The organism is Bacillus sp. DU-106 (assembly GCF_004799705.1).
Classification (GTDB): Bacteria; Bacillota; Bacilli; order Bacillales; family Bacillaceae_G; genus Bacillus_A; species Bacillus_A cereus.
This window is the reverse complement of sequence record NZ_CP026607.1, coordinates 1,853,022-1,876,763: the sequence shown is the minus strand read 5'-3', so window position 1 is coordinate 1,876,763 and position 23,742 is coordinate 1,853,022. Positions and strand designations below refer to the sequence as shown.

The following is a 23,742-nucleotide window of genomic DNA, read 5'->3' as shown; positions in this document are numbered from 1 at the left end:
AAAAGAGATGCATCACATATGATGCATCTCTTTTTCTTACTACTTATTGTTTTCATTTCCTATATATTCAATAGCTTCTTTTAATAGCTCTTCAAAGTTAATAGGATAATCATGATCTAAGTCAGGGACAACTTTATACTTATGTTCTATATTCTTCTCTCTTAATAGTTGTACAAATTGCTGCGTGGATTCGAAACAATCTTCATCTTGATCCCCGCATACTATATATCCTTTTATATGTTTATCCTGCAGCACTCTTAGCAACTCATCCCATTCTTCAATCTCGGGAAGCCATGGTGCCATAAAAACAAAACCATCAACCTCTATATCTTTTTGCAAAATCGTATATAAAGCTACTCTTGCCCCTGCAGAAAAACCACCAATGATTACATTTTCTACTGTATGGTTTTCTATAAACTTATTGTAATGCCCTTTTAATTCTTCTTTCCCTCTCTCTATATCATCCCAAACAAATCCATCTGAAAACTGAATTTGTGAAGACTGTGGTAAAGCTAACGTGTAATCTTGTGTCAAAACTGATTTCCAATATGGCTCTACTATTTGAATATTTTCTTGGTCACCGTGCAATGTAAGTAGTAGATTTCCTTCTTTCTTGCTGTATATATATTTCACATCTGGTCTTTCCTTTTTATGTGCTAATTCTTCTCTTTCATTACATAATTGCACCATTGTATGAAATTCTTCAAATTTATGTAGTGATTTTAAATCTTCGTCGGAAATTAAATACTCATTTCCATACCAGAATCCCTTTTCTATAATGGCCTCTCTCATTAAATGTAATGCTTCTTTTTCAAGTCCCGATGCACTTGCGAGTGCATACTTAAAATTATATATTTGCGCCTCATTCCCTATTACACCTGTAGCGTTTTCCATTATATAATTGTACGCTTCAAAACTTCCTTTATTTGCATAACAACGTAACGTTTCATTTAATAATTGAATGTAAGTCATGCTATTTTTCATGTACCAATTCCCCCGAAACCTTTTATAATATTTTTTGCGAATCTTTATACCACTTTGTATAACCCACGCTAACAATACCTTATTCTCAAAATGATGCTTAATAGTTACTCTTCCCTGTCCAATACATTTAGTATAAATAATAATAGACTGAAAAATCAATATTTTAAAAAACAAAAAAAGACAACAATATATGTATTGTTGTTTTCATTACATCTACCCGCTCTTTTGTTTTTTTCTATCTGGTTTACTTGAAACTAAATAATGTTTTTCTGAAATATATAAGTCTCTTTTTAAGCTACGATTTAAGTAAGGTCCTAGCTTCATTCCGCATATGAGGCGATCTTCGCTACCTTCAACAATTGGGAACATTTCTTTTTCTGTTACGTATTGGTCTACTGCTTTTTGTACGACATCAATTTCTTTCACTAGGCTTAAATTTTCTGCTGTATGTTCAAATACCTCAAGCGTTTCCTTCGTTATGAGAAAATCATTTGTTGGAAATGCAGGTAAATACGGTTTTAACAAATCATAATTTACTGTATAATCTTCATTTACTAATACTGTATAAACGATATTAGCATTCGTTTCTAAAAACTGAGCCATCGCTTGTTCTAATTCATCTTTCGTAATTTCCCGCTCTTCTTTTCCAGTTCTGAAAAAGCGAAACATCGCATCGCCTCCTTTTTACTATATTATAGCATAAAAGAAAACTGAAAAATCATAAAAAAACCCATTGAAATAATTTTTCAATGGGTTTCTATTATATTTATCGTTATTTTAAGAATGCACTTAGCATCCATACATGCTGTTCTAATGTTGTATGAATTGCTAACAGCATGTCAGCTGATGTTTCATCACCAGCTTCACCTGCAACTTCCATACCTTCTTTTAATTCTTGAATAAGTGCAGAATAATCATTCACTAATGTTTGCACCATTTCTTCTGCAGATTCTTTGCTTGTCCCTTCGCTGACACTAGATGTTGCGAGATATTCTTTCATTGTCGCTAATGGTTTACCTTCTAAAGCTAAAATACGTTCTGCTAACTCATCAATATACGTTCCAGCCTCATTATAAAACTCTTCAAATTTCTCATGTAATGTAAAGAAGTGTGGCCCTGTCACATACCAGTGATAATTATGTAGTTTAACATATAACACATTCCAGTTTGCTACCTGCTTGTTTAATACTTCAACAACATTTGTTTTCGTACTCATACAATCACTCCTCTTATCATTTTGTAATGTTTATCTTTTAATAACCCAATTACATTTTACCATACATTCCCTTTCCTTTCGAACAATTGGCTTATATGTAACAAAGTTTTAACACCTTTAATGCTTCCCTAATATCATTAAATTCATGTATTTTTTCAAACACTTCATACGTCTAATTGTCCAAGCTCATACATATGCATAATAGTACATCAAGCTCATCATAGTAGAAAGAGGGATAACATGGACAATCAACAATGGCAAGTAGCAAAGAAAGTAGCCGCTACTTATATCGGAACTGTCGTTGGAGCTGGATTTGCTACTGGACGAGAAATTGTTGAATTTTTCACAGTGAATGGATTATACGGGACCATTGGCATATGTGTAAGTGGATTTTTTTTTATTTGGCTTGGCACAAAGATGATGTTACTTTCATCACAAATCGGGGCATTTTCAGCGCAAGAATTTAACAAATATTTATTTGGGGATGTATTTGGGAATGTTGTAAACACATTATTATTACTCGTTTTATTCGGCGTAACGAGCGTTATGTTATCAGGGGCTGGTGCAGTATTTGAAGAGCAACTTCGCTTACCAAGACAACTCGGTATTCTTATTACAGTTATCGCTTGTCTCATTATAAGTAGCCGCGGATTACAAGGTGTTTTTGAAGTAAATACACTTGTCGTACCTATTATGATGATTTTTATTATCGGACTTGCTATTACAACCTTTTTTCACGGTACACCTTCCATTAATAACACTATTCCTGCAGAGAGCTGGAATATGAAATGGATTACTAGCCCTATTACATATGTCGCCTTAAATCTTTCTCTCGCCCAAAGTGTTCTCGTCCCATTAGCCAGTGAAGTAAAGGATCGAAAAGCCATTTTTTGGGGTGGGATTTTAGGTGGTGCTGGACTTTCTTTAATTTTATTATGCAGCCATTTAGCAATCTTATCAGTCGATCAATTTTATCAATATAACATCCCAATGGCTGAAGTCATAAGAAGATTTAATGCAACTTTTCACTTCTTCTTTGTTCTCATTATTTTCGGTGAAGTTTTCACAACTTTAGTTGGTAATGTGTTCGGTATGACAAAACAGATGCAATCTATTACTGGGTGGAAAAATCACAATATTATTTTCTTCATTTTACTAATTAGTTATTGCTTTAGTTACATCGGTTACAGTGACTTACTTCACATTCTATATCCTATCATCGGATGGGTAAGTATTGTTATACTTCCAATCATTGCGTTTAAACAACTTCAAAAAACATAAAAAAGCATCCATGTTATTGGATGCTTTTTTATGCTCATTCACAATCATCACATACTTCCCAGTACGGTCCCATTTCTAATGCTAAATATGGCTTTAACTGCAACCGAATCATTCGACTAGGCATGCGCTCTAAAACAAACTGAATACCTTCTTCATCTTCGTCTAATTCAACTTTTGAAATCGCAATTCTTTGCATAGTCGTAATGGGAATTCCATCTTTATATAAAGTGATTTTCACCTCATCATATTCATTAAAATATAATTCGACACTCATTTGATTTTTCAGTATTTCATCAACAATTTTAAATGTATTATTTTGTTCTTGGATTATATATTTCCATCCGCCTCTATCTTCTTTCGGAGCTGTTTGAAATAATGTCTCCAAATCCTCGTATAGCATAAGATAACCCCTCTCTTACTAAAAAACGATGAGTATTTTATATACCCTTTATCTCTATCACTATCCATAGCTATTGTACCATATATCAACGTTCTTACCGTATTCATTTGCTTCATACATACTTATAAAATAACTAATTCTATCTCCATTATTATGTATATTCCCTCATTACTCCATACACTCTTACAAGTTTAAATAACGACAGACTTTAATCCATGCAAATATTGTCTACTCTCTGCTTTTATTAGCTCACAGCATTCACAATTTTACATATAGTAAGACTACCACAAATAAAAAAGGAGAGTGACTTATACCACTCCCCTCAAAAGACCTTCCCTATAGCTGCTAAAACTAATACGATTATTAAAATTGCAAATAATAATGAGACAATGAAACTAAAAATAGGTAACGCTTTCTTTTCATTCTTCTTAAATAGTAACTTTAAACTAAGAAAAATATTTACTGGTACAAATATAAAATAAAAATATTTAACAATTTGCACCGAGCTATTCGAAAGTGTTTTTAATATAAACACTTCAATTAGAAAAACAATAAAAAATGAAATACTTAGCCAAAATGAGACGTAACTAAGCCAAGAATGTCTTTTTGTCCCCCAATACACTCCCATAATACTCTCCTTTTATTTGTATTCTATACGTTAATAATTATACACAAAGCTAACAAATACCTCTATTTTTCGACAAACATTATGCAAAATACCATTTTAAACGTCATAAAGGAAGTTTACATCTCCATTTGATTTTACAATAAAACAGACTACCCTCTATTGGCATAATGCTACTAGAGGTAGTCTGTTCTCTATTAGACTTTAAATCTGTCAATTAGTCCTTGCAACTCTTCAGCCATTTGAGATAACGTGCCTGCTGCAGATCCAATTTCCTCCATCGAAGCTAGCTGTTCTTCAGCTGAAGCCGCAACATTTTGTGTGCTTGTCGCATTATTTTGTGCTGTCATTGCAATTTGTCCTACCGAAATAGATACTTCATTTGCCCCTTTTGACATTCCATTAGCCGTTTCAACCATCGTCTTAATTTGATTAGCTATTTCATTTGTAGATTGTAAGATTTCAGCAAAGTTTTGCTTCGTTTCATTTGCGATAACAAGTCCAGATTGAACTTCCTCATTTACATGATTCATAGATTTGACTGTCTTACCCATATCATCTTGTATTTCACATATTAATTTACTAATTTCACTAGAAGATACGCTAGACTGCTCTGCCAATTTACGCACTTCATCTGCAACAATTGCGAAACCTCTTCCATGCTCACCGGCTCTTGCGGCTTCAATCGCCGCATTTAGAGCTAGAAGGTTTGTTTGATCTGCAATATTTTGAATTACTTCTAAAATATCACCAATTTGTTTTGATTTATTATTTAGTAATTGTATAACTGCATCTGATTGTGAAACCGATTCTGCAATAGACTGCATCTGGTTTACTGTTCTTCCTACTAGTTTCCCACCATCTTCTGCTTTTTCACGAGTATGTGCAGAAGCCGTATTAATAGATGATGAACTATTTGCTACATGTTGAATTCCTTCCGTTACATCAAACAGTAACATAGCGCCATTTTCTACGCTTGTTGTTTGCGTCGTTGCCCCACTTGATATTTCATCCATTGCGATTGTGATTTGCTCAGTCGCTTCACTTGCTTGCCTTACACTTGCAGTTAGCTCTTCTGATGCCGCTGCAACATGCCCAGCTGAATCGTTAATTCTTCCAATTAACGTCCGTAACGAATTCGTCATCTCATTAAAGCCTTTAGCAAGTTGGCCGATTTCATCATTAGAATGAATTTCAATTGTTTGGGTTAAATCCCCTTCGCTTATTTCTTTAGAGGTAACAACTAATCTCTTTAAAGGCTTCGTAATTGAAAGTGTCACAAAATAAATAAGTGCCCCGCCTACTACTAATGAGATAAGCATAACAATTAACATATTATAAAATACAGGTTGAGCAGCTTCAATTACTTCAGTTGCGTACATCGTCCCACCAATTTTCCAACCTGTTTTTACGTTTGTAGCAAATACCATATTCTTTTCACTACCACCATAAGAATATGTAAAAGCACCATGATTATCTTCATAAATTTTCTTTGCCCAAGAATCAGCTGCTTTATCCCCTGATTTTTCTTGTGGATGAGCAATGATTTTTTGCTTTCCATCTAAAATGAAGGCATATCCTTTTTTACCAATATTGATTAACTTTGTTGTTTTTAATAAATTGTCTAAACTTAAATCTAGCGCAACAACCCCATTTTTATCTTCTGTTTGTTTCGCAATCGTTACGACAATATGTCCATTTCCTTTTGCCTTATATGGCTCGCTAACAACAATACCACCTTGTTTTGCCACTGCATCTTTATACCAAGGTCGTGTTGTTGGATCATAATCTGCTGCCATTTGTATATTTGGTTCCTGTACAAATTTCTTATCATTACCGGCAACATACACTTGTTCAACATCTATATTCAAATTGATATACTGAGATAATGTCTTTCTTAGCTCATCCTGATTATCCCCTTGATACATATTCGCTTGAATTACTCGTGCAAAGTTATTCACATCGTTAAATTTTGCTTCAATCATTTGATTGATTAAATTATCTAATATTTTTATATTATCGTTAGCACTACTCGTAATTTGTGATTCAAAATTCTTTTTAGCAGTTTGATAAGACATGCCCCCGATTATAGAAACGGCTGCAATTAAAATTACAAAGAATGAAATTAATAGCTTTTTTGCTACTTTCATATCACGAAACAAATTTAATAGTTTACCCATTATGAACCTCCTAATTTTAAAATTCAAAAGTTAAATTGAGTTAATTATGAATATTTCCCATTCCTTAATTATTATTTTCATAACCTATTATGGTGAATACTTTGTAAAGTTTAAACAATTAATTTCTCTTTGTCTATATATACGAATAATATTATTATAAAATTTACAAATAGAAAAAACCAAAGGGGCCCCTTTGGTTTTTACATTTTTTTATGTTGTTTAGAAATTTTCTTCCATTTATCACGCTCTGCTCTGGCAAGGATTGCATCTTGTTTCCTCATAAAATACGCCAGTTCTCTTTGTAATTTTTTATAGCTTTTCAAACGATCTATCGTAATAAGTCCGTTTTCAATTGCACTATACACCGCGCATCCTGGTTCATTCTCATGCTTACAATCACGGAAACGACATGTTGTCGCAAGTTCTTCAATATCAGAGAATGCTGTTTGAATCGCTTCGCTTCCTTCCCAAAGTTGCAATTCCCTCATACCGGGAGTATCAATTACGAGAGCGCCACTTGGCAATTGGAATAACTCTCGATGCGTTGTCGTATGCCTTCCCCTACTATCCTCCTCACGTATATCTCCCGTTTTTGCTACCTCAATTCCTATTAGCGCATTTAACAAAGTTGACTTTCCTACCCCTGATGACCCAACTAAAGCAATTGTTTTCCCTGAAGAAACGAATTGTTTCAACGAATCAATACCTGTATGCTCTAAACTATCAACAACGAAAATAGGAACACCAATTGCTATAGCTTCCGTTTCTACAATTTTTTGTTCTATATCATTACATATACTACTCTTTGTTAAAACAATAACTGGCATAGCGCCACTTTCATACGCTAATAATAAATAACGTTCCATCCTTCTAACATTAAAATCATGATTAAGTGCATTCACTAAAAATAAATAATCTACATTTGCTGCTATAATCTGTTCTTCTGTTCTTGTTCCAGCCTCTTGTCTTGAGAAAGAGCTTCTTCGCTGGAAAATACGATGAATAATCGCTTTCTTTTCATCTTCTATTTTCTTTATATACACCCAATCACCAACTGCTGGATAATCGCCTTTCGTAACTGCTTCATGCCGAAACTTCCCAGACAGTTCTGCCATATACTCACCATCATTACAAATAATTCGATATATATGCTTATGCTCGAGTAAAATTCGTCCTACTTCAAAGTTCTCAACAGCTTGTTCCTCAAAAAAAGAATCCCAGCCGAACGATTCTAAAATATTTTGATTCAAATTGATATCCTCCCTAGTGTAAGCTAAGCGGAAGGATCGTGCGCTCACTTATATAGTCTCGCCCTTTCCATCCACCTTTGTATTTGGTTTATTATTCATATAAGTTATTTTCGCCATAATACATCACCCCGTTCTTCTTTTAATTACTCTCATTATATGGAATTCTCCTATAAAAAGCTACATTATTTAACGTAATTTTCAAACAACTTTCTTTTGAGCATTCTAATTTGTCCTCGGTGACTAATTTCATCTTCTAGCACATGATACCAAAGATATTGCTGGTTATATATTACACCGTTAGGCCACTTTCTTTCTGACATGAGCCACTCATCACTTTGTTCACTTAAATACTTCAGAGATTCTTCTCGAACACTTTGTAGAAGTTGTACATAATACTGTATTTCATGACCACGGATTGCTCTACCTGCTTCCCCTAAATACAGTGCATCTTCCCATATTTCTAATTCTTCTTTTGTAAAGTCACGATTTTGAAATGAAATAAGCTGATGAACTTTTTCAATAGCTGCTATATGCTTTAATAAGGCGCCAATTGAATTTCCGCTGCTCTGCATAATTAAATCTAATTGCTCAACTGATAAATTTTTTACTTCGCCTAATGTTACAGCCCTCGTATGCTCCAGCATGCTTACTAATTCCCCTATAGTTTTTGTATAACCATCTACACTTCTTATTCGATAATCTATCTTCATATCACGCACCCCTTTCTGCATTCATATTATTGTAAAAATGATTCATATAATAGACTGAAACCTTTCGAAATTTTCTGTTATAATTAAATTGAATACAAAATATACCCAAACAAACTTTCTCAATATGCTTATATGAAATATTAAAAGGAATCAATATAAAATAATCGAATCTTATTCACTAAAAGGAGTGGATTCGATGGAAATGTATCAATGGCTAACTGCTATACTCGTTGGTGGCATTACCGGCTTCGTTTCCCATCTAATCAATAACCAAGGTAAGTTATTGCTTCCACGCCGTTTGAAAACATTTTTTCATTTTGGATTTTTAACTGACATTTTTACTGGTAGCCTAGCCGCACTTCTTGGGCTCGTTTTATTCGATGTCACCGCAATAAAAGAAATTATAAAAGTATCCATTGTAACTGCTATTTCCGGTCAAACTTTCTTACTACATCAAGCTCTTGGTGGCGAACAGGCTAAAAATACGCAAATTGGAAAAGCTGATGAGAAGATTCAAGAAATTGACAAATTATTACGACGTTAGTGTATACTTTCTTTTAAAATTATTGTTATAATGAGAAATAAATATTTTCTATTGCGTCGTTTGTCAGGAGAAAGGGTGTTTCGTATGACAAAAAAGAAAATAGAAGATTTCTTAACAAACTCCGAAAAAGAGGAACTGCTAGAAAACTATAAATGTTTACGAGAAGCCCGCACAAAAAGCGAAGCTAACTATTTTGGTGAAGCAGTAAACCATCTATTAAATAAAGCAAAACAACGAATTATTAAAGATGCAGGTATACATGATGAAAATGCTGCAACTGTTCAATCAAAGAGAAAAGCACTGTTTTAGCTACATTAGCTAAAACAGTGCTTTTTATTTAGAATTTTTTTCTTTCCATGCTATATTCTCTCCGCCTTTATCTTTCCATTTTTACAGTTTCAAAAGTCATCTAGACCTAAAGATCAACCTAATAATATTAGCCCACGCAAACCATTTTAATAATAGATAAAATAATTGAACTAGTAATGCTACAAACTAAATAAGTTTATTAAATCGCTTCTTTTAAATCTGAATGCGGATTTGGTCCGTATTGATTGTCATTTTCTTCACTTTCAATGATAAAAAATACAAGTAAAACAACGCTACCAAACGGTACAAAATTTAATAGTTGCCACCATCCCGTTTTCCCAATATCATGTAATCGTCGTGCACCAACCGAAAAACTTGGTATAATCATTACTAACATAAATAGCAACGCAATAATAGCAACTAACACCTCTGAAAATGATGATAAAAATAACAGTAGCCAAAAAATTACGATATTGGATAAACTAAAAATCCAGTACTCTTTTCGCGTAGCTCTACCACTAAAATTCCCATAATTCTTTAGAGCTTTCAAATACCATTGCATTTAAACCTCTCCCTTTTATCCCCAATAAAATTAAAATATGTAATTATTAACAGATAAGTAGAAATATAACACAACATTTATGTAAAATCCATATCCCCATCTAAATTGCCCTCTATTTAAATAGTTTTTTCCTTCGGCATTTTTCACATTACTTTCACATCTATTTCACAAATATAAGTAGTCCGATATGCTAAACTAAGTATATCCTTTTCCAAGGAACTATATGCCGATATATAAATCCCTATCTTTATAGGGATTTTTATTTTTTGATTCCTCATAACTTTGTTACAATACATTTCTTCTACTATTTCTATACTTTTAGTAACTACTTTAATTAAAAGCACATTCATGTATTCACACTCTTATTAATTCTGATTTGCGAAATATTTATACAAGCTTTATGATGCAATTCCTGTTTCACTACTTTCAGTAAGTTTTTCACTTTTTCTAAACAAAAATAAAGCTCCTATATATAGTAAAGCAGTAAAACTACCTATAAGTATAAAATTGTGAGATACTGCAAATAACATTCCTGCTATTGCCGCACCAATCATTTGACCAATATACATAGAAGCATTTGCAAGCGCGGCTCCTGTTCCTCTTGCTGCACTAGATATGTTTTGTAAGTGCCTCATCATTAATACAAACAAAATTCCTGTCCAAAAAAACAAAGCAAAGAACGATAACTCCACCAATACAATGTTCTTTACATGTGGAAGTAATACATATAGCACTGCTGTAAATATAATTCCACCATAGAAAGAAAGGTTATAACCAATTTTATTTACGATTCTAGGACCAAAAATATTACCAGTTAAATTTCCTAACCCTAATACGAGCATAGCTGTACCTACTTCATGAACTTGTGAGCCAAATTGAATGGAAAGCCATACACCAAAAAATGAAAATGCAGCAAAATTTCCGGTTTGAAAAACAAAGTATGCAAAATAAGAAAGTGAAACCTTTGAATCTGTAAGTAATTGTTTATAACGCTGTAAAATCGCTTTTTTATTTCCACCTATATGAACCGACTGTATTTCTGGTAATACAACATAAATAAGAATGACAAGTAGTGCTGATAATATACCAATGAAATAGAATGGGATTGTATAATGTATCGTTGCTAAATAAGCTCCCAGTGGCAGCCCTAAAATTTGAGAGATTGATAACCCTGCTGTTGCAACCCCAATTGCTTTCACAATTTGCTTCTTCTCTATAAGGAGCGGAATAGATGCCCACACTTGTGGAGATACAAAAGCTGCACTTACACCTGCTAAAAATCTAAATGTTAGCATCCATAAAAAACTCGGTGCAATTCCACACAAAAACGTACTTATTGCAAAAAAGCTCATACCTAGTACCATCACTTTTTTTCTGTTTAATCCATCTGATATAGGACCAGCAATAAGCGCAAATCCAGCATACCCTAAAGCATACGAACTCACCATCCATCCTGACAACTCAGTTGAAACATGATACACCTGTTGTAATGTCGGCAAAAGTGGTGAAATTAAGAAAGTATCTGTACCGATCATAAACATTATCATAAAAAACACAGCTAGTACTCTGTTCATTTAGACCTTCTCCTTATATAAACAGAGGGTACTATTCCTCTGTTTCACTAATCTTCTAAAATAGATTGGATTTCTTTCATGACTCTTTCATTCAATGCAACGTCTACCGCTTTCACACTTTCTCTTACCTGCTCTGCCCGCTTTCCACCAGGTATAACAGTATCAATTCCTTCTTTATTTAATAACCATGCTAACGCTAAATGAGACACTTCAATATCATTTTCTTTAGCTAGCCCTTTTAACTTATTCACTTTCTTAAAATTACTCTTATATGTATTTTCTTCAAATAGATTTACATTTTGACGCCAATCGACTTCATTTAATTTGAAATCTTCTGTATATTTTCCGCCTAATATTCCAAAAGCAAGAGGCCCATATGGAATAAATGAAATACCCGCTTCTATACAATACGGCAACAGTTCTTCCTCAGCTGTACGTTCTAACATATTGTATGGAGATTGTACAACATCTATATGACCATGTTGATTCGCCTCTTTTAATTGTTCTATGTTTACGTTCGATATTCCAATTGAACGAATTTTCCCTTCTTCTTTTAAATGAGTAAGCTCTCCGATTGAATCTATGTAACTTGTTTCAGGATTTGTAAAGTGTAAATAATATAAATCAATATATTCAGTCTGTAATCTTCTTAAGCTATTTTCCACAGCATTCCTTAAATAACTTGGTTCATTGTTAATATAAGTTTCTCCATTTAACAACGGTTGAATTCCACCTTTTGTAGCAAGTATAAACTCATGACGTTTTCCCTTTAATACTTCTCCTACTAATTCCTCTGATCTACCGAAACCATATGAATCTGCTGTATCAAAAAATGTAATCCCTTGCTGAATAGCTTCTTCTACTAATCGCTTTCCTTCTTCTTCATTCACATCAGCATATAAATTATGTCCCCCTACTGCATTTGTACCTAAACCCAACTTTGAAATATTTAATCCTGCCTTTTGCAATTTTGTATACTTCATTTTTTCTCCCCCTATATTTCTATTGTTCGAAAATATTCGAACAATAGAAATATACCACTTTATATGTTATAGTGCAAATATCTTAACTTATACAAGTAGGTGAAATATGCGTACACTCTATCATCCAAATCGAGAAGAAATTCAATTTTCTTCTGTCTTATATGCACTTAGCGATCAAATTCGTTTACAAATTGTAAATATGTTACTAGAGAAAAATGAACAATCTTGTGGTGCTTTAAACATCCCTGTTGCAAAATCAACTTTATCTCACCATTTCAAAGTTTTACGTGAGTCAGGTGTTATGTACACGCGCCTTGAAGGAACACAACGTTTCATTTCAATTCGTGAAGAAGATTTAAATGCTAGATTCCCAGGTTTATTACAAGTTGTATTACATGCGACAGAGCCATATTAAAAAAACATCTCATATTCATATGAGATGTTTTTTTAGTATTTACTATTCTTTTAATAAATCTAATAATCCATTCCCTTCGGATGTACGTTCATACCCTAAAGGTACAGTTCTTTTAATAAGTTGTGCATATATTTCCGGCTCTGATAACTTTCGACCGTATTCTTGCTCACACTGTTTAATGAGCAAGGCAAGCGCTCCAGCAACATGCGGCGTCGCCATGGAAGTTCCACTTAACACTGCATATTTCCCATCTGGATACGTAGATAATATTTCATCACCTGGCGCTACTAAATCAATTTCTTGATTTGAATTACTAAAACATGTGATTTTCCGTTCTAAATTGACAGCGCCGACTTCAATTACTTCCGAGTAAGCACCTGGGTAATCTAGTTCCTCTGTATTATCATTACAATCTCCATTATTCCCAGCAGCACATACGACGAGAACATCCTGCTTTACCGCCTTTTGAATTGCTTCATGTAATTCTGGAACATCTTGCGGACCACCAAGTGACATTGAAATAATTCTCACTTTCTCTTGATTCGGCCCTCTCCAATTTACAGCATAATGAATTGCCTCAATAATTTGCTCGTAACTTCCAGAACCATCTCCCGCTAAAACTTTTAATACTAACATTTTAGCAAGTGGTGCAACTCCTAATACACCGACACCATTTTCAGTTGCTGCAATCGTCCCCGCGACATGAGTACCATGTCCGTTATTATCAAGATACACATTTGGATCAGCTTCATAATCTTTTGTGAAATTTCTTCCGCCGATAATACGATCTTTTAAATCTATATGATTAGTATCACACCCTGTATCTAATACGGCAACGACTACATCTTGCCCCTTCACACTCTTTCCCCATACTTGCGGAGCGTGAATCAGTTGTACACCTGGTGGAATTTCATTTACTTGTTCTACAACCTTATTTACGGTAAATGGAATCAATTGTATACCTTTTTGTTTATTCACTGTACTACTCATCGTAATCCCTCCTGAAAATGTATTATTTTCATTTCAGACCACTTTTGAATACGTGTAAATGTAACATTCGTTTTATTCTTTTTGTTTTCCTTCTTTTCAAATATTTCTCAACATCATTTACTAACTCTATACTACTTTTGTATTTCCCCTATGATTTATAGGAAATAACAGCCTGGGTCATTCAACTAATAACCAAAATAAAAGGACCAATTAATGGTCCTCTTACAGTCTTTTAAAAGAATGATATGTAATTTGAAAAATAATATAAATTAAGACTAAACCTCACTCTTGTTTAAAAACTTTTCTATTTCTTTTACTAAATATTCCGCTCCCTCTATCCCAACAGTAATATTTCCATTTGCTAATGATATGTTCTGCTCTGAAACATCACCTGTGATTTGGCAAGCATTGTAAGGTTGATATTTTTGTAAAATGATTTTATCTGCTTCTACAAAAATTTCAAGCGGTGATTTGATTTGTATTCCCAATACATCGCGTAATTCTTTAGGGATAACAATTCGTCCTAATTCGTCTACTTTTCGAATAACTCCTGTTGCTTTCATATTTCTCCCCCCTTTCTCTCTATTAATTTTTTTCACCTCACTTTTTCCATTTTATCACTTTTTGGCAATACTTGCCTCTTTTTAGAAAATTTTGTACTCGAGTTAAAAAAACACATTTAATGCATACGTAATCTCTCTTTCAATTGTTTTACATAACGGGATCTTATAAGTAAGAAGTATACAACTTGAATACCTATGAAAATACTTAATACAACTGTATTTTCTTTAAACAATGAGTACTCAAACATTTGCCCTAACGCCGTTAAGGCTACTGCCCCATGTAATGTTGCAACACCAATTGGAACGAAGAATAAAAGCGCCAATCGAATTGTAACTACCTTCGATAATTCCCTACTCGTCAATCCAACTTTTCGAATCATTTCGAACAAGCGAACATCATCCTCCAAATCGGAGAATAAACGGAAGTAAAGGAAACTTCCTGCGCAAACGAAAAATACTATACCAATAAAGAAACCTACAAATAAAATCGGTCCTGCAATTTGTAAACTTTGGTTTCGTTCGTACTCTTCCGCACTAAACGTTGACTGTTCTTGATACGGTTTAATTTGATGAGTAAGCTCTTTACCAATTTCAATCTCATCTTTCGTTCTTTCAGTTTTATACATATAATCTTTTGTCTCTATAAATCCATCTTGTAATGAATCATATTGATTATTAGAGATTACATAAACATTTCCTCTTAATATTTTCCCCAATGAAGATGAAGTAACTTTTTTCACCTTTAAACTTTCATTCATATTGGGTAAAGTAATTTCTTTTCTTTCTTTCATCGCTGGCCCTGGTATATCAGCTGACAAAAATACAACCTCTTTATTTGCTACAGTATTAAATGGTTCTCCTGTTAACTTTGCATATTCCTTATAATCTGATTCTTTTATAAAAGTGGCGCTTCTTAACGACTGTTCCTCCGTTTTCTTTGTCGAAATATTAGTTTTTGAAGCTGCTATATTATATTTCTTTAATCCTTTGTCAATCATTTGTATATGTTGTGATTCGTTACTATTCCCTTGCTTAGAATGGTAATGAAACGCAATTGGTCTCTCCATTATCCCTTTCGTCATGGATGCGAAGCCGACTAATGTCCCTATTGCGGAAAATGCTACAGTAGAAATAATGGTTACAATAAAGAACATTCTTGCGTTATCTCTCATGCGATACGCTAAATCTGATAACGTAATAATATTAGTCTGTGTCCAATAGAAACGTTTACTTTTTTTACATAATCGAATAATAAAGACACTCAGCTGCTTGTACAACAAATACGTCCCAATAATAACTACCGTTGTAACAGGAATCATCATAATAAATACCATTGCGCCATGCGATAGAAGAGCTCCTACATAGCCAGCACTAAGCAATACTACTGCTAATATTGAAGAAATGATTGATGCTTTCGGTTCCGGTTTTGCCTCTGCTGACCCTCTAAACAACTTCATAATTTTATTTTTACGAATCATTCCTGCACTAAACAATGATATGATCATAAATAATATGAAAAACATAATACTTGTTACAACAATTGCTTTCATCGGTATGTAATAGGATAAGGAGATATCTAGTTTCAATATCATCGGAGCGACAAATAGTAATACCCCTGAAAATAACATACCTGAAAGAATACCAAAAATAATTGCCCCTATTCCAATCATAATATTTTCAAAAAAGATCAGACGCTTTAATTGATATTTCGTCATACCTAGCATCATTAAAATTCCTAGTTCACGCTTTCTCGTTTTTAAAAACATTCCCATCGAATATAAAATAAAGAAGAATGTAAATAAGTAAATAATAGACTGTGCAAAAGACATACTTACGAATACGTACTGACCTAATTCTCCTGCACTTAATGCCGGATGAAACGCAAAAAATGAATACACAAAAAAGGCCATAATTGCAAATGCACTACTCAAAAAATAGGCTGAGTATGTCCGTCTATTTCGGGTTACATTCCGATATGCTAGTTCTCTAATGTTCATATTACTTCTCCGCCCTTCTACTATCTATGTTTTTATATTAGTAAAGTGCGGAAATACCTTCCATCGATTCAAATGACAAAAACCTTACATTTTTGAAAGGTTTAAAAAAATTGCTTATACGTAGTACTTTATTTATAATGACTACATTCATATTCATACACACATCCTATTGTATATTCGTTAGTTTTGCGAAATAATAAAGGATAGAAGTATGTACCATTATACATATAAACTTATTTACCGCTTTAATATGAATAGGAGGAAAACATAATGACATTACAAGAACAGATTATGAAAGCATTACATGTTCAGCCTGTAATTGATCCAAAAGTTGAAATTCGTAAACGAGTTGATTTCTTAAAGGATTATGTAAAAAAAACAGGCGCAAAAGGATTTGTACTTGGTATTAGCGGCGGCCAAGACTCTACATTAGCAGGACGCTTAGCACAACTTGCAGTTGAAGAAATTCGTAACGAAGGTGGTAATGTAACGTTTATCGCCGTGCGTCTTCCTTATAAAGTACAAAAAGATGAAGATGATGCACAATTAGCATTACAATTCATTCAAGCAGATCAATCTGTTGCATTTGATATTGCTTCAACTGTTGATGCTTTTTCAAATCAATATGAAAACTTATTGGGTGAATCACTAACAGATTTTAATAAAGGTAACGTGAAAGCACGTATCCGTATGGTTACTCAATATGCAATTGGTGGACAAAAAGGGTTACTTGTTATCGGAACAGATCACGCTGCAGAAGCTGTAACAGGGTTCTTTACAAAATTCGGAGATGGTGGTGCAGATTTATTACCATTAACGGGATTAACGAAGCGCCAAGGACGTGCATTATTACAAGAGTTAGGCGCAGACGAGCGACTTTACTTAAAAATGCCAACAGCTGATTTATTAGATGAAAAACCAGGTCAAGCTGATGAAACAGAGTTAGGTATTACTTATGATCAATTAGATGATTATTTAGAAGGTAAAGCAGTTCCAGCTGACGTTGCAGAGAAAATTGAAAAACGTTACACAGTGAGTGAGCATAAAAGACAAGTACCAGCGTCAATGTTTGATGATTGGTGGAAATAAATTAAACATAAAAAAGAAGCTAATCTTCATTTAGCTTCTTTTTTATATGTTAACGATATACCCCTACTCTTTTCTCCAATAAATCTTGCAGGCAATCTTCATGTTGTTTACAAAATAACGGTGGCATGTCGTCTAACGGGAAAAACTTCAAATCCAACGTTTCATCACCATCTACTTTTTTGTCACCTCCAACTATTGAGAATGAAAAGAACATCACAATTGACTGGGCCTTGTCTCCATTTGGATATGATTGAAAATATTTTGTATACACTCCAATAAGCTCATTTATTTCTACATCATACCCGGTTTCTTCTTTTATTTCCCGGATTGCAGTTTCCGCAGCTGATTCTCCTATCTCCATTGCACCACCTGGAAAGCCCCAAGCGTTAAAGTCTCCTCTTTTTTGCAGTAATACTTCTCCTTCTTTATTAAATACACAACCACCGGCAAAGTTTAAGAAAACATAATCATGTCCTACTTTTTCACGTAATTCTTTTATATAATTCGCCATTCTCATTCCCCTTTTCATACCTCTTCTATCGCTATTTCTTATCTTTTTCAAGCAATTCAATGATTCGATCTAGCTTCTGGTTCATATTAATCATGTGGTGTTTCTTTGCAGCACTGCTTTGTAATACTCTTCTAATAAACAAAGTAAATGATATGAAAAACAAAACGATAAGTCCGATTACTAAACAAGTATATATCAATGTAAAAATATCGCTTTCGAACAAGTTCATTCCACATTCACATCCTTATCCTTTTATTTTATCACATAATTCTTAATATTCAAAAGTAATCAATCAATAAATAAAAAAAGCACCTTTTACAGGTGCTTTTTCCCATTGCTTAATACGTAAATGTAATTGTCGCTAATGAATAACCCGCCAATGCACTATAAGGCGCTACTTGATAAGACACACGCTTTGCACCTTTTGGCCAATTTATTTCATTTAATACTTTCTTTATATCTTGCATCGTCCCATCCATGGACTGCTTATATCGTACTTCTACTTTTTCTGGTTTGGCTGCAAACTGTTGCTGCAACTTTTGCTTAAATTCATTATAATTTTCTGCTCCGTATTCTGCAGATAAGTATTGTAAATTTGTTTCTTTTAATATCTGCTCATATACGACAGTTTTTGAGCTACCAGCTTTTATTTTATTTGTTAATTCACCAAAATAACTTGTAGTTGCCGCTGGATATTTGCTACGATCCCATTCATGATCTTTACTTAACTGTTCGTCAGACATATTAAAATATGAGTAAGTTACACGCCCTGCTTTATCTGGTACTGGATCATCAAATGTAGTATCTAGGTGATACCATTTGTTTTCAATGTTCACTAAATTCCACGCGTGAGCTTGTCCATTTCCTGTGCCTGTTACAATATGATTTTGAATACCTGCCTCTTTTAACAACTCATACGTTAATAATGTATATCCTTGGCAAACGGCAGAACGATTCGCTAATGCTTCATATGCTGTATACGCTTGATAAGACGTATCATAAGACACATGCTTAACAACGTAATCGTGAATAGCTTTTACTTTCTCATGCTCATCCATCCCTGGTTTTACAATTGATCCAACAATTGATTTCGCCTGAGCTTTTACATATTGAGTTTGTTCTTTTGATTCACGGTATTTTACTTGCAGTGTAAACGTATAGTCCCCTGGCATTCCTTTAATAGAATATCTAGTAGACGCTACATTATATTTTACATACTCATCAGCATCTACAATTTTATTAAACTCACCATACAATTGATCCATAATATTTCTAGCATTTCTATCTTTTGTTTTATATGTGATTGTAATATTTTCTTCTCGATTATCAATCTGTTTTTTTAATTCTTTTCTGAAATCATCTAATAACTTTACATCTGATTGCGCTGTCACTGTAGTCGGATTTGTAGCTGCATAAGATACAGATGATGCTTGTAAGCCTCCCATTACTATAGTTGAACAAAGTGCGGCAGCTGTCACATACTTACTTGTCTTTCCCATCTTGTCACTCCTTATATTCTATAACTATACGAAAAAGTATCGTATAGTTTCAGAGTATACAATACTTTTTCGTATAGGTCATATGAGATTATGCATATTAACTAATTCACATAAAAAGGTTGTTCTTTTTAAAAGAACAACCTTTTTTCATTAGCATGTTTGTAATACACAGCATGTATTTTCAAAACGTTGATTTTTCAAATCTTCATTACTAATACAGAAATATAGCATCCCTAGTTCTCCCCAAACCATATTACAATTTTTATGATCTGAATCAATTTGGAATAAAAGAGTCATTTGCTGCGGGTCTACTCCCATATATTCTCCTGTCTCATATAACACTTCTTCTTGTACAGAGAATGGCTCACCAAACATTTGATGGTTATCGTAGTTATCTGGAATTAGCTCTTCAAGTAATTGCAAGAAACGATCTGAATCAGCCTCATCTTCAATAAAAAGTTCTGGTAATTTGTATGTCAGTTCAAAAGTAATTGCACACTGGTTATATTTCGCTTGTATTTCATTTTCTCTTCGTAATTGCTCTACAGGAACATCATAATAAAGTACACGCCCAGCTTCTGTTAGATTCACATTTTCTTCAAAATAATTTTCAATGCAAAAGAAATACAGCATCCCCGTCTTAGGAAGATTGTGATCCATACCAACGTTTTGTAAATCACTTAAGTTAAATTGCGCGATAAATTGTAGTGGATTTCCTTTATGCTTTGGATATTCAAATAAAGCTGGTAGATCAGGAACTCCTCCCATTTTCGAACTACCTATCGCAACAGTTCCCTGCTGCTTTGGCACAACTTTTATACAAGGAAATACAGTATTAATAAGTTCTTCTTTCAAGTGTGTTAGTTCATATTTATCAATTAATACTTCAATTTTTTTATTCATAAATTCTCCTTACATTTACATACTTATTTATATCATAGTACAAAGATTATACTTCATTCTTTACAAAATCAACAAGCCTCCCAAAAACGGGCTTATCCTTCGTACGCGAACAAGTTTAAAAAAGCATACTATACATTGTTCCTACAAACACGATAATTCTTTAGTTCTTCCAGTACATTTTCCCCTCGTTCATTTTTAAATATAAGGAGGAATTCCACATGGGTTACGGATATAGTTGCTGTGGTTACGGATACGGTGGCGGCGGTTGTGGTTACGGAGGTTTCGCTTTATTAATCGTTTTATTTATCCTTCTAATCATCATCGGAGCTAGCTGTTGGGGCGGCTTTGTAGGCTGCTAGTAAACTAAAAAACTATTGTAAAAAAGCACGTACAATACGTGCTTTTTTGCCATTTCTAAATCTTTCATTCGAAAGGAAGTATGTTTAATGAAGATTGATGGTGTTTTTGAAGGAGGCGGTGTGCGCGGTATTGCGCATGTTGGGGCAATTTGCGCGTTAGCCGAAAAAGGTTATGAATGGGAACGTGTAGCTGGTACATCGGCTGGTTCGATTATTGCAGCGCTCCTAGCGGCAGGATATTCTTGTTCAGAGTTAAAAACGATTATAACTGATATTGATTATAATAAATTTACGAAAAGAACTTTTATTGATAGAATTCCTTTTATCGGCAAGGGACTCAGTGCATGGACTACTCTAGGTATATACTCTAATGTATTTATAGAAGAATGGATTGAAGAATTACTTCGAAAAAAAGGTGTTCATTTATTTACTGATTTACCGGATCTAAACAAACTCAAAATCATCGCCTCTGATATTAGTAATGGTAAAATGGTTGTCTTTCCTGACGACTTACCAAACTACGGATTTTTAAATTATCGCTTCTCTATCGCTAAAGCGGTAAGAATGAGTAGTACAATCCCCTTCTTCTTTGAACCGGTAAAATGGAGAACTCCAAAATGGAAACAGCCTTGTTATATGGTTGATGGAGGAATTCTAAGTAATTATCCAATTTGGATCTTCGATTCACCTACCGCTCCTCGCTGGCCGACTTTCGGATTTCATTTTGTAAAAGATGAGATTCAAGCTGATCCTGCTCACTATAACGAGCCTATTTCCATGTTCAAAGGACTATTTAAAACAATGATGCAAGCTCATGATTTACGTCATTTAGATAAGGAATCAAAAGCAAGAACCATTACAATTCCAACAGGAACGATTACAAGTACTAATTTTGAACTGACAAAGGAAGAAAAAGAATGGCTTTACAATTCTGGTTATAACTCTGCTAATAAATTTTTACAAGCTTGGAACTTTAGGCAATATATCGATGAATATAGAAAAGGAAATCAAGACCGAAAGACAAATCGATTTTTTCGTCAACTTGACTCATAATATTATTACTTTGCGTATAAATACGAGAACGTTTAACAACTTAATAATAAATAAGCCTAGTAATTTCTTATATTACTAGACTTATTTATTATTATATAATCTCGTACATTGTTTAAGGATACGTTAACCCTTCGGCTTCCTCTGCAGTAATAACTATGTAACGATTTCCCGTTCTTAATCCTAACAGTTCTGCTTTTTCAATCGCTTCTTGCTTCGTCTCTGCATAAGCAGCTAAATATTTTTCTCCATTGATCATTTGGCAAATTACATATTGTTTCATTACTTTCTCCTCTTACTTTTTCATTAGTTGTGCAAGTTTTTTTATACCTATTTCAATTTCTTCTAACGTTGCGTATGAATACGATAGGCGCAAAAATTGATTTGCACTTCTATCATATAAAGTACCTGGGTTTAATAAAACCTTTTCTTGCAGAGCTTTATCAAATAAACTGCGATATGAAATGGGTACTTTTATATGTACCCATATATAAAATCCCCCTGTTGGTTCATGCCAAGTTGCTATTTCACGAAGATATTTATCTAACATTAGTAACATAAAATCTCTTCGTTTTTTCAATTCACTTCTTACAAAGCGCAAATGCTCATCATATAGACCATTTGTAAACCACTCTGCTGCAATTTTCTGGGATATAGTGCTTGAACCATAATCTGTTTGCATTTTTATGTCTGACAATCTTTGAATTACTGGCTCAGGTCCAACAATCCATCCAATTCTTAACCCTGGACTAATTACTTTGGACATGCTTCCAATATGTAGTACGATTCCATTTTTATCATAGGCTTTTAAAGGTTTCGAACAAGGTGCATCAAACCATAAGTCTTGATACACTGCGTCCTCTATAATAGGTAATCCAATTTCATTACATATTTCCATCACTTCTATTCGTTTCTTCGCATTCATACTAAAGTTCGTTGGATTATGAAAAGACGGGATTGTATATAAAATAGATGCATTAAATTGCTTCTTATATTTTGTAATATATGATGTATTTAAACCGTTCTCATCCATTGGTATTCCAATGAAACGCATTCCTGCGGATTGAAAAACATTAAGCGAGTATAAATAGGATGGTTTCTCTAATAAGATGGATGCCCCTTTTGGAAGAAGCCCCATAGAGATAAGTTGCAGCGCTTGAATTGCTCCTGAAACAATTAATATAGAGTCAGGAGATACACATATACCATGCTCCTTTAAGTATTCGGAAATCTTTTCCCTTAAATAAAAATTTCCTTTCGGCTCTTCATACCCAAGCGTCACATTTGACTTTAAAAGCTTATTCATAATTTCTTTCATCTTTTTCTCAGGTAAGAGACTCGGCGCGAGCTCACCTGTTCCTAATCGAATTACATGTGGATAAAATTCAGCTTGATTAATCTCCTGAATAGCTGGGAGATTCGGATAATGAAGTCCTGTTTCTACATAAGACTGCCAATTAGGTGGGGGTGCGTAAGTTGAAGCATTCTCATTATTATTTACAACAATTGTTCCTTTCCTGCCATTCCCTTCTATGTATCCCTTTGCAACTAGTTCATCGAAAGCCATTACAATTGTGCTTCGATTCACACCAAATGTATGTGCCAAATCTCTTTGTGAAGGTAATTTCGTTCCAACGGTCCATTCTCCATTAACGATCCTTTCTTTTATATACGTTTCTATTTGTTTATACAGAGGAGTCGCTAGAGACATATTCGGTTTCCAAACGAATCTTTCCATTATATCACCT

At 33.8% G+C, this 23,742-nt stretch carries 28 protein-coding genes; 7 read left to right on the top strand and 21 right to left on the bottom strand.

Annotation, left to right across the window (positions count from 1 at the left end):
* Positions 1-39: 39 nt before the first annotated feature.
* The 3 genes from C3Y97_RS09705 to C3Y97_RS09695 all read right to left on the bottom strand — a co-directional run bounded on the left by C3Y97_RS09705 (position 40) and on the right by C3Y97_RS09695 (position 2,200).
* Positions 40-984 carry an alpha/beta hydrolase gene (locus C3Y97_RS09705; RefSeq protein WP_000798324.1) on the bottom strand — a complete coding sequence of 315 codons (945 nt, stop codon included), beginning with the start codon at positions 982-984 and terminating at the stop codon, positions 40-42.
* A 213-nt stretch (positions 985-1,197) separates the two neighbouring features.
* Entirely contained in the window at positions 1,198-1,653 is a 456-nt protein-coding gene (locus tag C3Y97_RS09700; protein ID WP_000488210.1) for a DUF3939 domain-containing protein, read from the bottom strand.
* A gap of 103 nt (positions 1,654-1,756) precedes the next feature.
* Entirely contained in the window at positions 1,757-2,200 is a 444-nt protein-coding gene (locus C3Y97_RS09695) for a Dps family protein (protein ID WP_000105199.1), read from the bottom strand.
* A gap of 240 nt (positions 2,201-2,440) precedes the next feature.
* Here C3Y97_RS09695 and C3Y97_RS09690 point away from each other — a divergent pair, with 240 nt between their 5' ends.
* Positions 2,441-3,481 (top strand): YkvI family membrane protein, encoded by a 1,041-nt coding sequence (locus C3Y97_RS09690; RefSeq protein WP_000370207.1) that lies wholly within the window; start codon positions 2,441-2,443, stop codon positions 3,479-3,481.
* A 34-nt stretch (positions 3,482-3,515) separates the two neighbouring features.
* Here the strand turns inward: C3Y97_RS09690 and C3Y97_RS09685 are convergent, their stop codons facing one another.
* The 5 genes from C3Y97_RS09685 to C3Y97_RS09665 form a co-directional block, all read right to left on the bottom strand.
* Positions 3,516-3,881, bottom strand: coding sequence for a DUF3979 family protein (locus C3Y97_RS09685; RefSeq protein ID WP_000965068.1), 366 nt, complete (start codon positions 3,879-3,881; stop codon positions 3,516-3,518).
* A 322-nt stretch (positions 3,882-4,203) separates the two neighbouring features.
* Entirely contained in the window at positions 4,204-4,509 is a 306-nt protein-coding gene (locus C3Y97_RS09680; RefSeq protein ID WP_000539569.1) for a hypothetical protein, read from the bottom strand.
* Between the two features lie 194 nt (positions 4,510-4,703).
* Complete coding sequence (locus tag C3Y97_RS09675) at positions 4,704-6,686, bottom strand: methyl-accepting chemotaxis protein (RefSeq protein ID WP_000517289.1); 1,983 nt, start codon at positions 6,684-6,686, stop codon at positions 4,704-4,706.
* A 200-nt stretch (positions 6,687-6,886) separates the two neighbouring features.
* The gene (gene rsgA, locus C3Y97_RS09670) at positions 6,887-7,936 is read right to left on the bottom strand and encodes a ribosome small subunit-dependent GTPase A (RefSeq protein ID WP_136363326.1); all 1,050 of its coding nucleotides are present in this window, start codon (positions 7,934-7,936) and stop codon (positions 6,887-6,889) included.
* Between the two features lie 182 nt (positions 7,937-8,118).
* Positions 8,119-8,646: a DinB family protein gene (locus tag C3Y97_RS09665; protein ID WP_136363324.1), complete on the bottom strand. Its 528-nt coding sequence runs from the start codon at positions 8,644-8,646 to the stop codon at positions 8,119-8,121.
* Positions 8,647-8,842: 196 nt separating this feature from the next.
* Here C3Y97_RS09665 and C3Y97_RS09660 point away from each other — a divergent pair, with 196 nt between their 5' ends.
* Positions 8,843-9,190 (top strand): DUF4257 domain-containing protein, encoded by a 348-nt coding sequence (locus C3Y97_RS09660; RefSeq protein ID WP_000426310.1) that lies wholly within the window; start codon positions 8,843-8,845, stop codon positions 9,188-9,190.
* An 84-nt stretch (positions 9,191-9,274) separates the two neighbouring features.
* Complete coding sequence (locus C3Y97_RS09655; RefSeq protein ID WP_000162602.1) at positions 9,275-9,499, top strand: hypothetical protein; 225 nt, start codon at positions 9,275-9,277, stop codon at positions 9,497-9,499.
* 199 nt (positions 9,500-9,698) lie between these two features.
* Here the strand turns inward: C3Y97_RS09655 and C3Y97_RS09650 are convergent, their stop codons facing one another.
* The 4 genes from C3Y97_RS09650 to C3Y97_RS09635 form a co-directional block, all read right to left on the bottom strand.
* Complete coding sequence (locus tag C3Y97_RS09650; protein WP_001198796.1) at positions 9,699-10,061, bottom strand: DUF805 domain-containing protein; 363 nt, start codon at positions 10,059-10,061, stop codon at positions 9,699-9,701.
* 143 nt (positions 10,062-10,204) lie between these two features.
* Positions 10,205-10,411 carry a hypothetical protein gene (locus C3Y97_RS28335; RefSeq protein WP_001101741.1) on the bottom strand — a complete coding sequence of 69 codons (207 nt, stop codon included), beginning with the start codon at positions 10,409-10,411 and terminating at the stop codon, positions 10,205-10,207.
* Positions 10,412-10,459: 48 nt separating this feature from the next.
* Positions 10,460-11,635, bottom strand: a complete 1,176-nt coding sequence (locus C3Y97_RS09640) for an MFS transporter (protein ID WP_136363322.1) — start codon at positions 11,633-11,635, stop codon at positions 10,460-10,462.
* Between the two features lie 47 nt (positions 11,636-11,682).
* Positions 11,683-12,618, bottom strand: coding sequence for an aldo/keto reductase (locus tag C3Y97_RS09635; protein ID WP_000877965.1), 936 nt, complete (start codon positions 12,616-12,618; stop codon positions 11,683-11,685).
* Positions 12,619-12,724: 106 nt separating this feature from the next.
* Here C3Y97_RS09635 and C3Y97_RS09630 point away from each other — a divergent pair, with 106 nt between their 5' ends.
* Positions 12,725-13,033, top strand: a complete 309-nt coding sequence (locus tag C3Y97_RS09630) for an ArsR/SmtB family transcription factor (protein WP_001259906.1) — start codon at positions 12,725-12,727, stop codon at positions 13,031-13,033.
* Positions 13,034-13,075: 42 nt separating this feature from the next.
* Here the strand turns inward: C3Y97_RS09630 and C3Y97_RS09625 are convergent, their stop codons facing one another.
* The 3 genes from C3Y97_RS09625 to C3Y97_RS09615 form a co-directional block, all read right to left on the bottom strand.
* A complete protein-coding gene (locus tag C3Y97_RS09625; RefSeq protein ID WP_086402051.1) occupies positions 13,076-14,023 on the bottom strand; it encodes a serine protease in 948 nt (315 codons plus the stop codon).
* A 275-nt stretch (positions 14,024-14,298) separates the two neighbouring features.
* Entirely contained in the window at positions 14,299-14,586 is a 288-nt protein-coding gene (locus tag C3Y97_RS09620; RefSeq protein ID WP_000648324.1) for an AbrB/MazE/SpoVT family DNA-binding domain-containing protein, read from the bottom strand.
* Between the two features lie 116 nt (positions 14,587-14,702).
* Positions 14,703-16,583 (bottom strand): FtsX-like permease family protein, encoded by a 1,881-nt coding sequence (locus tag C3Y97_RS09615; RefSeq protein WP_136363320.1) that lies wholly within the window; start codon positions 16,581-16,583, stop codon positions 14,703-14,705.
* A gap of 270 nt (positions 16,584-16,853) precedes the next feature.
* Between C3Y97_RS09615 and nadE the strand changes: the two genes are divergently transcribed.
* Positions 16,854-17,672 (top strand): NAD(+) synthase, encoded by an 819-nt coding sequence (nadE, locus tag C3Y97_RS09610; protein WP_000174904.1) that lies wholly within the window; start codon positions 16,854-16,856, stop codon positions 17,670-17,672.
* A 49-nt stretch (positions 17,673-17,721) separates the two neighbouring features.
* Here the strand turns inward: nadE and C3Y97_RS09605 are convergent, their stop codons facing one another.
* The 4 genes from C3Y97_RS09605 to C3Y97_RS09590 all read right to left on the bottom strand — a co-directional run bounded on the left by C3Y97_RS09605 (position 17,722) and on the right by C3Y97_RS09590 (position 20,585).
* The gene (locus tag C3Y97_RS09605) at positions 17,722-18,183 is read right to left on the bottom strand and encodes an NUDIX hydrolase (protein ID WP_000024999.1); all 462 of its coding nucleotides are present in this window, start codon (positions 18,181-18,183) and stop codon (positions 17,722-17,724) included.
* Positions 18,184-18,214: 31 nt separating this feature from the next.
* Positions 18,215-18,412 (bottom strand): DUF4083 domain-containing protein, encoded by a 198-nt coding sequence (locus C3Y97_RS09600; protein ID WP_001048090.1) that lies wholly within the window; start codon positions 18,410-18,412, stop codon positions 18,215-18,217.
* A gap of 109 nt (positions 18,413-18,521) precedes the next feature.
* Entirely contained in the window at positions 18,522-19,682 is a 1,161-nt protein-coding gene (locus tag C3Y97_RS09595; RefSeq protein ID WP_136363318.1) for a transglutaminase domain-containing protein, read from the bottom strand.
* A 150-nt stretch (positions 19,683-19,832) separates the two neighbouring features.
* Positions 19,833-20,585 carry a YwqG family protein gene (locus C3Y97_RS09590; RefSeq protein ID WP_001034844.1) on the bottom strand — a complete coding sequence of 251 codons (753 nt, stop codon included), beginning with the start codon at positions 20,583-20,585 and terminating at the stop codon, positions 19,833-19,835.
* A 218-nt stretch (positions 20,586-20,803) separates the two neighbouring features.
* Here C3Y97_RS09590 and C3Y97_RS09585 point away from each other — a divergent pair, with 218 nt between their 5' ends.
* Together C3Y97_RS09585 and C3Y97_RS09580 are read left to right on the top strand one after the other, a co-directional pair.
* Positions 20,804-20,944, top strand: a complete 141-nt coding sequence (locus tag C3Y97_RS09585; protein WP_000540419.1) for a YjcZ family sporulation protein — start codon at positions 20,804-20,806, stop codon at positions 20,942-20,944.
* A gap of 87 nt (positions 20,945-21,031) precedes the next feature.
* Positions 21,032-21,997 carry a patatin-like phospholipase family protein gene (locus C3Y97_RS09580; RefSeq protein ID WP_000686807.1) on the top strand — a complete coding sequence of 322 codons (966 nt, stop codon included), beginning with the start codon at positions 21,032-21,034 and terminating at the stop codon, positions 21,995-21,997.
* Between the two features lie 112 nt (positions 21,998-22,109).
* On the opposite strand, the gene C3Y97_RS09575 is transcribed toward C3Y97_RS09580, so the two are convergent.
* The gene (locus C3Y97_RS09575; protein WP_000816389.1) at positions 22,110-22,277 is read right to left on the bottom strand and encodes a DUF3933 family protein; all 168 of its coding nucleotides are present in this window, start codon (positions 22,275-22,277) and stop codon (positions 22,110-22,112) included.
* Positions 22,278-22,289: 12 nt separating this feature from the next.
* On the bottom strand, positions 22,290-23,732 hold the full coding sequence (locus C3Y97_RS09570) for an aminotransferase-like domain-containing protein (RefSeq protein WP_061457083.1): 1,443 nt from the start codon (positions 23,730-23,732) through the stop codon (positions 22,290-22,292).
* Between the last annotated feature and the right edge of the window lie 10 nt (positions 23,733-23,742).

Coding starts and splice junctions, on each gene's coding strand:
- C3Y97_RS09705 (WP_000798324.1), bottom strand. CDS start 984: ATGAAAAATAGCATGACTTACATTCAATTATTAAATGAAACGTTACGT.
- C3Y97_RS09700 (WP_000488210.1), bottom strand. CDS start 1,653: ATGTTTCGCTTTTTCAGAACTGGAAAAGAAGAGCGGGAAATTACGAAA.
- C3Y97_RS09695 (WP_000105199.1), bottom strand. CDS start 2,200: ATGAGTACGAAAACAAATGTTGTTGAAGTATTAAACAAGCAGGTAGCA.
- C3Y97_RS09690 (WP_000370207.1), top strand. CDS start 2,441: ATGGACAATCAACAATGGCAAGTAGCAAAGAAAGTAGCCGCTACTTAT.
- C3Y97_RS09685 (WP_000965068.1), bottom strand. CDS start 3,881: ATGCTATACGAGGATTTGGAGACATTATTTCAAACAGCTCCGAAAGAA.
- C3Y97_RS09680 (WP_000539569.1), bottom strand. CDS start 4,509: ATGGGAGTGTATTGGGGGACAAAAAGACATTCTTGGCTTAGTTACGTC.
- C3Y97_RS09675 (WP_000517289.1), bottom strand. CDS start 6,686: ATGGGTAAACTATTAAATTTGTTTCGTGATATGAAAGTAGCAAAAAAG.
- C3Y97_RS09665 (WP_136363324.1), bottom strand. CDS start 8,646: ATGAAGATAGATTATCGAATAAGAAGTGTAGATGGTTATACAAAAACT.
- C3Y97_RS09660 (WP_000426310.1), top strand. CDS start 8,843: ATGGAAATGTATCAATGGCTAACTGCTATACTCGTTGGTGGCATTACC.
- C3Y97_RS09655 (WP_000162602.1), top strand. CDS start 9,275: ATGACAAAAAAGAAAATAGAAGATTTCTTAACAAACTCCGAAAAAGAG.
- C3Y97_RS09650 (WP_001198796.1), bottom strand. CDS start 10,061: ATGCAATGGTATTTGAAAGCTCTAAAGAATTATGGGAATTTTAGTGGT.
- C3Y97_RS28335 (WP_001101741.1), bottom strand. CDS start 10,411: ATGAATGTGCTTTTAATTAAAGTAGTTACTAAAAGTATAGAAATAGTA.
- C3Y97_RS09640 (WP_136363322.1), bottom strand. CDS start 11,635: ATGAACAGAGTACTAGCTGTGTTTTTTATGATAATGTTTATGATCGGT.
- C3Y97_RS09635 (WP_000877965.1), bottom strand. CDS start 12,618: ATGAAGTATACAAAATTGCAAAAGGCAGGATTAAATATTTCAAAGTTG.
- C3Y97_RS09630 (WP_001259906.1), top strand. CDS start 12,725: ATGCGTACACTCTATCATCCAAATCGAGAAGAAATTCAATTTTCTTCT.
- C3Y97_RS09625 (WP_086402051.1), bottom strand. CDS start 14,023: ATGAGTAGTACAGTGAATAAACAAAAAGGTATACAATTGATTCCATTT.
- C3Y97_RS09620 (WP_000648324.1), bottom strand. CDS start 14,586: ATGAAAGCAACAGGAGTTATTCGAAAAGTAGACGAATTAGGACGAATT.
- C3Y97_RS09615 (WP_136363320.1), bottom strand. CDS start 16,583: ATGAACATTAGAGAACTAGCATATCGGAATGTAACCCGAAATAGACGG.
- nadE (WP_000174904.1), top strand. CDS start 16,854: ATGACATTACAAGAACAGATTATGAAAGCATTACATGTTCAGCCTGTA.
- C3Y97_RS09605 (WP_000024999.1), bottom strand. CDS start 18,183: ATGGCGAATTATATAAAAGAATTACGTGAAAAAGTAGGACATGATTAT.
- C3Y97_RS09600 (WP_001048090.1), bottom strand. CDS start 18,412: ATGAACTTGTTCGAAAGCGATATTTTTACATTGATATATACTTGTTTA.
- C3Y97_RS09595 (WP_136363318.1), bottom strand. CDS start 19,682: ATGGGAAAGACAAGTAAGTATGTGACAGCTGCCGCACTTTGTTCAACT.
- C3Y97_RS09590 (WP_001034844.1), bottom strand. CDS start 20,585: ATGAATAAAAAAATTGAAGTATTAATTGATAAATATGAACTAACACAC.
- C3Y97_RS09585 (WP_000540419.1), top strand. CDS start 20,804: ATGGGTTACGGATATAGTTGCTGTGGTTACGGATACGGTGGCGGCGGT.
- C3Y97_RS09580 (WP_000686807.1), top strand. CDS start 21,032: ATGAAGATTGATGGTGTTTTTGAAGGAGGCGGTGTGCGCGGTATTGCG.
- C3Y97_RS09575 (WP_000816389.1), bottom strand. CDS start 22,277: ATGAAACAATATGTAATTTGCCAAATGATCAATGGAGAAAAATATTTA.
- C3Y97_RS09570 (WP_061457083.1), bottom strand. CDS start 23,732: ATGGAAAGATTCGTTTGGAAACCGAATATGTCTCTAGCGACTCCTCTG.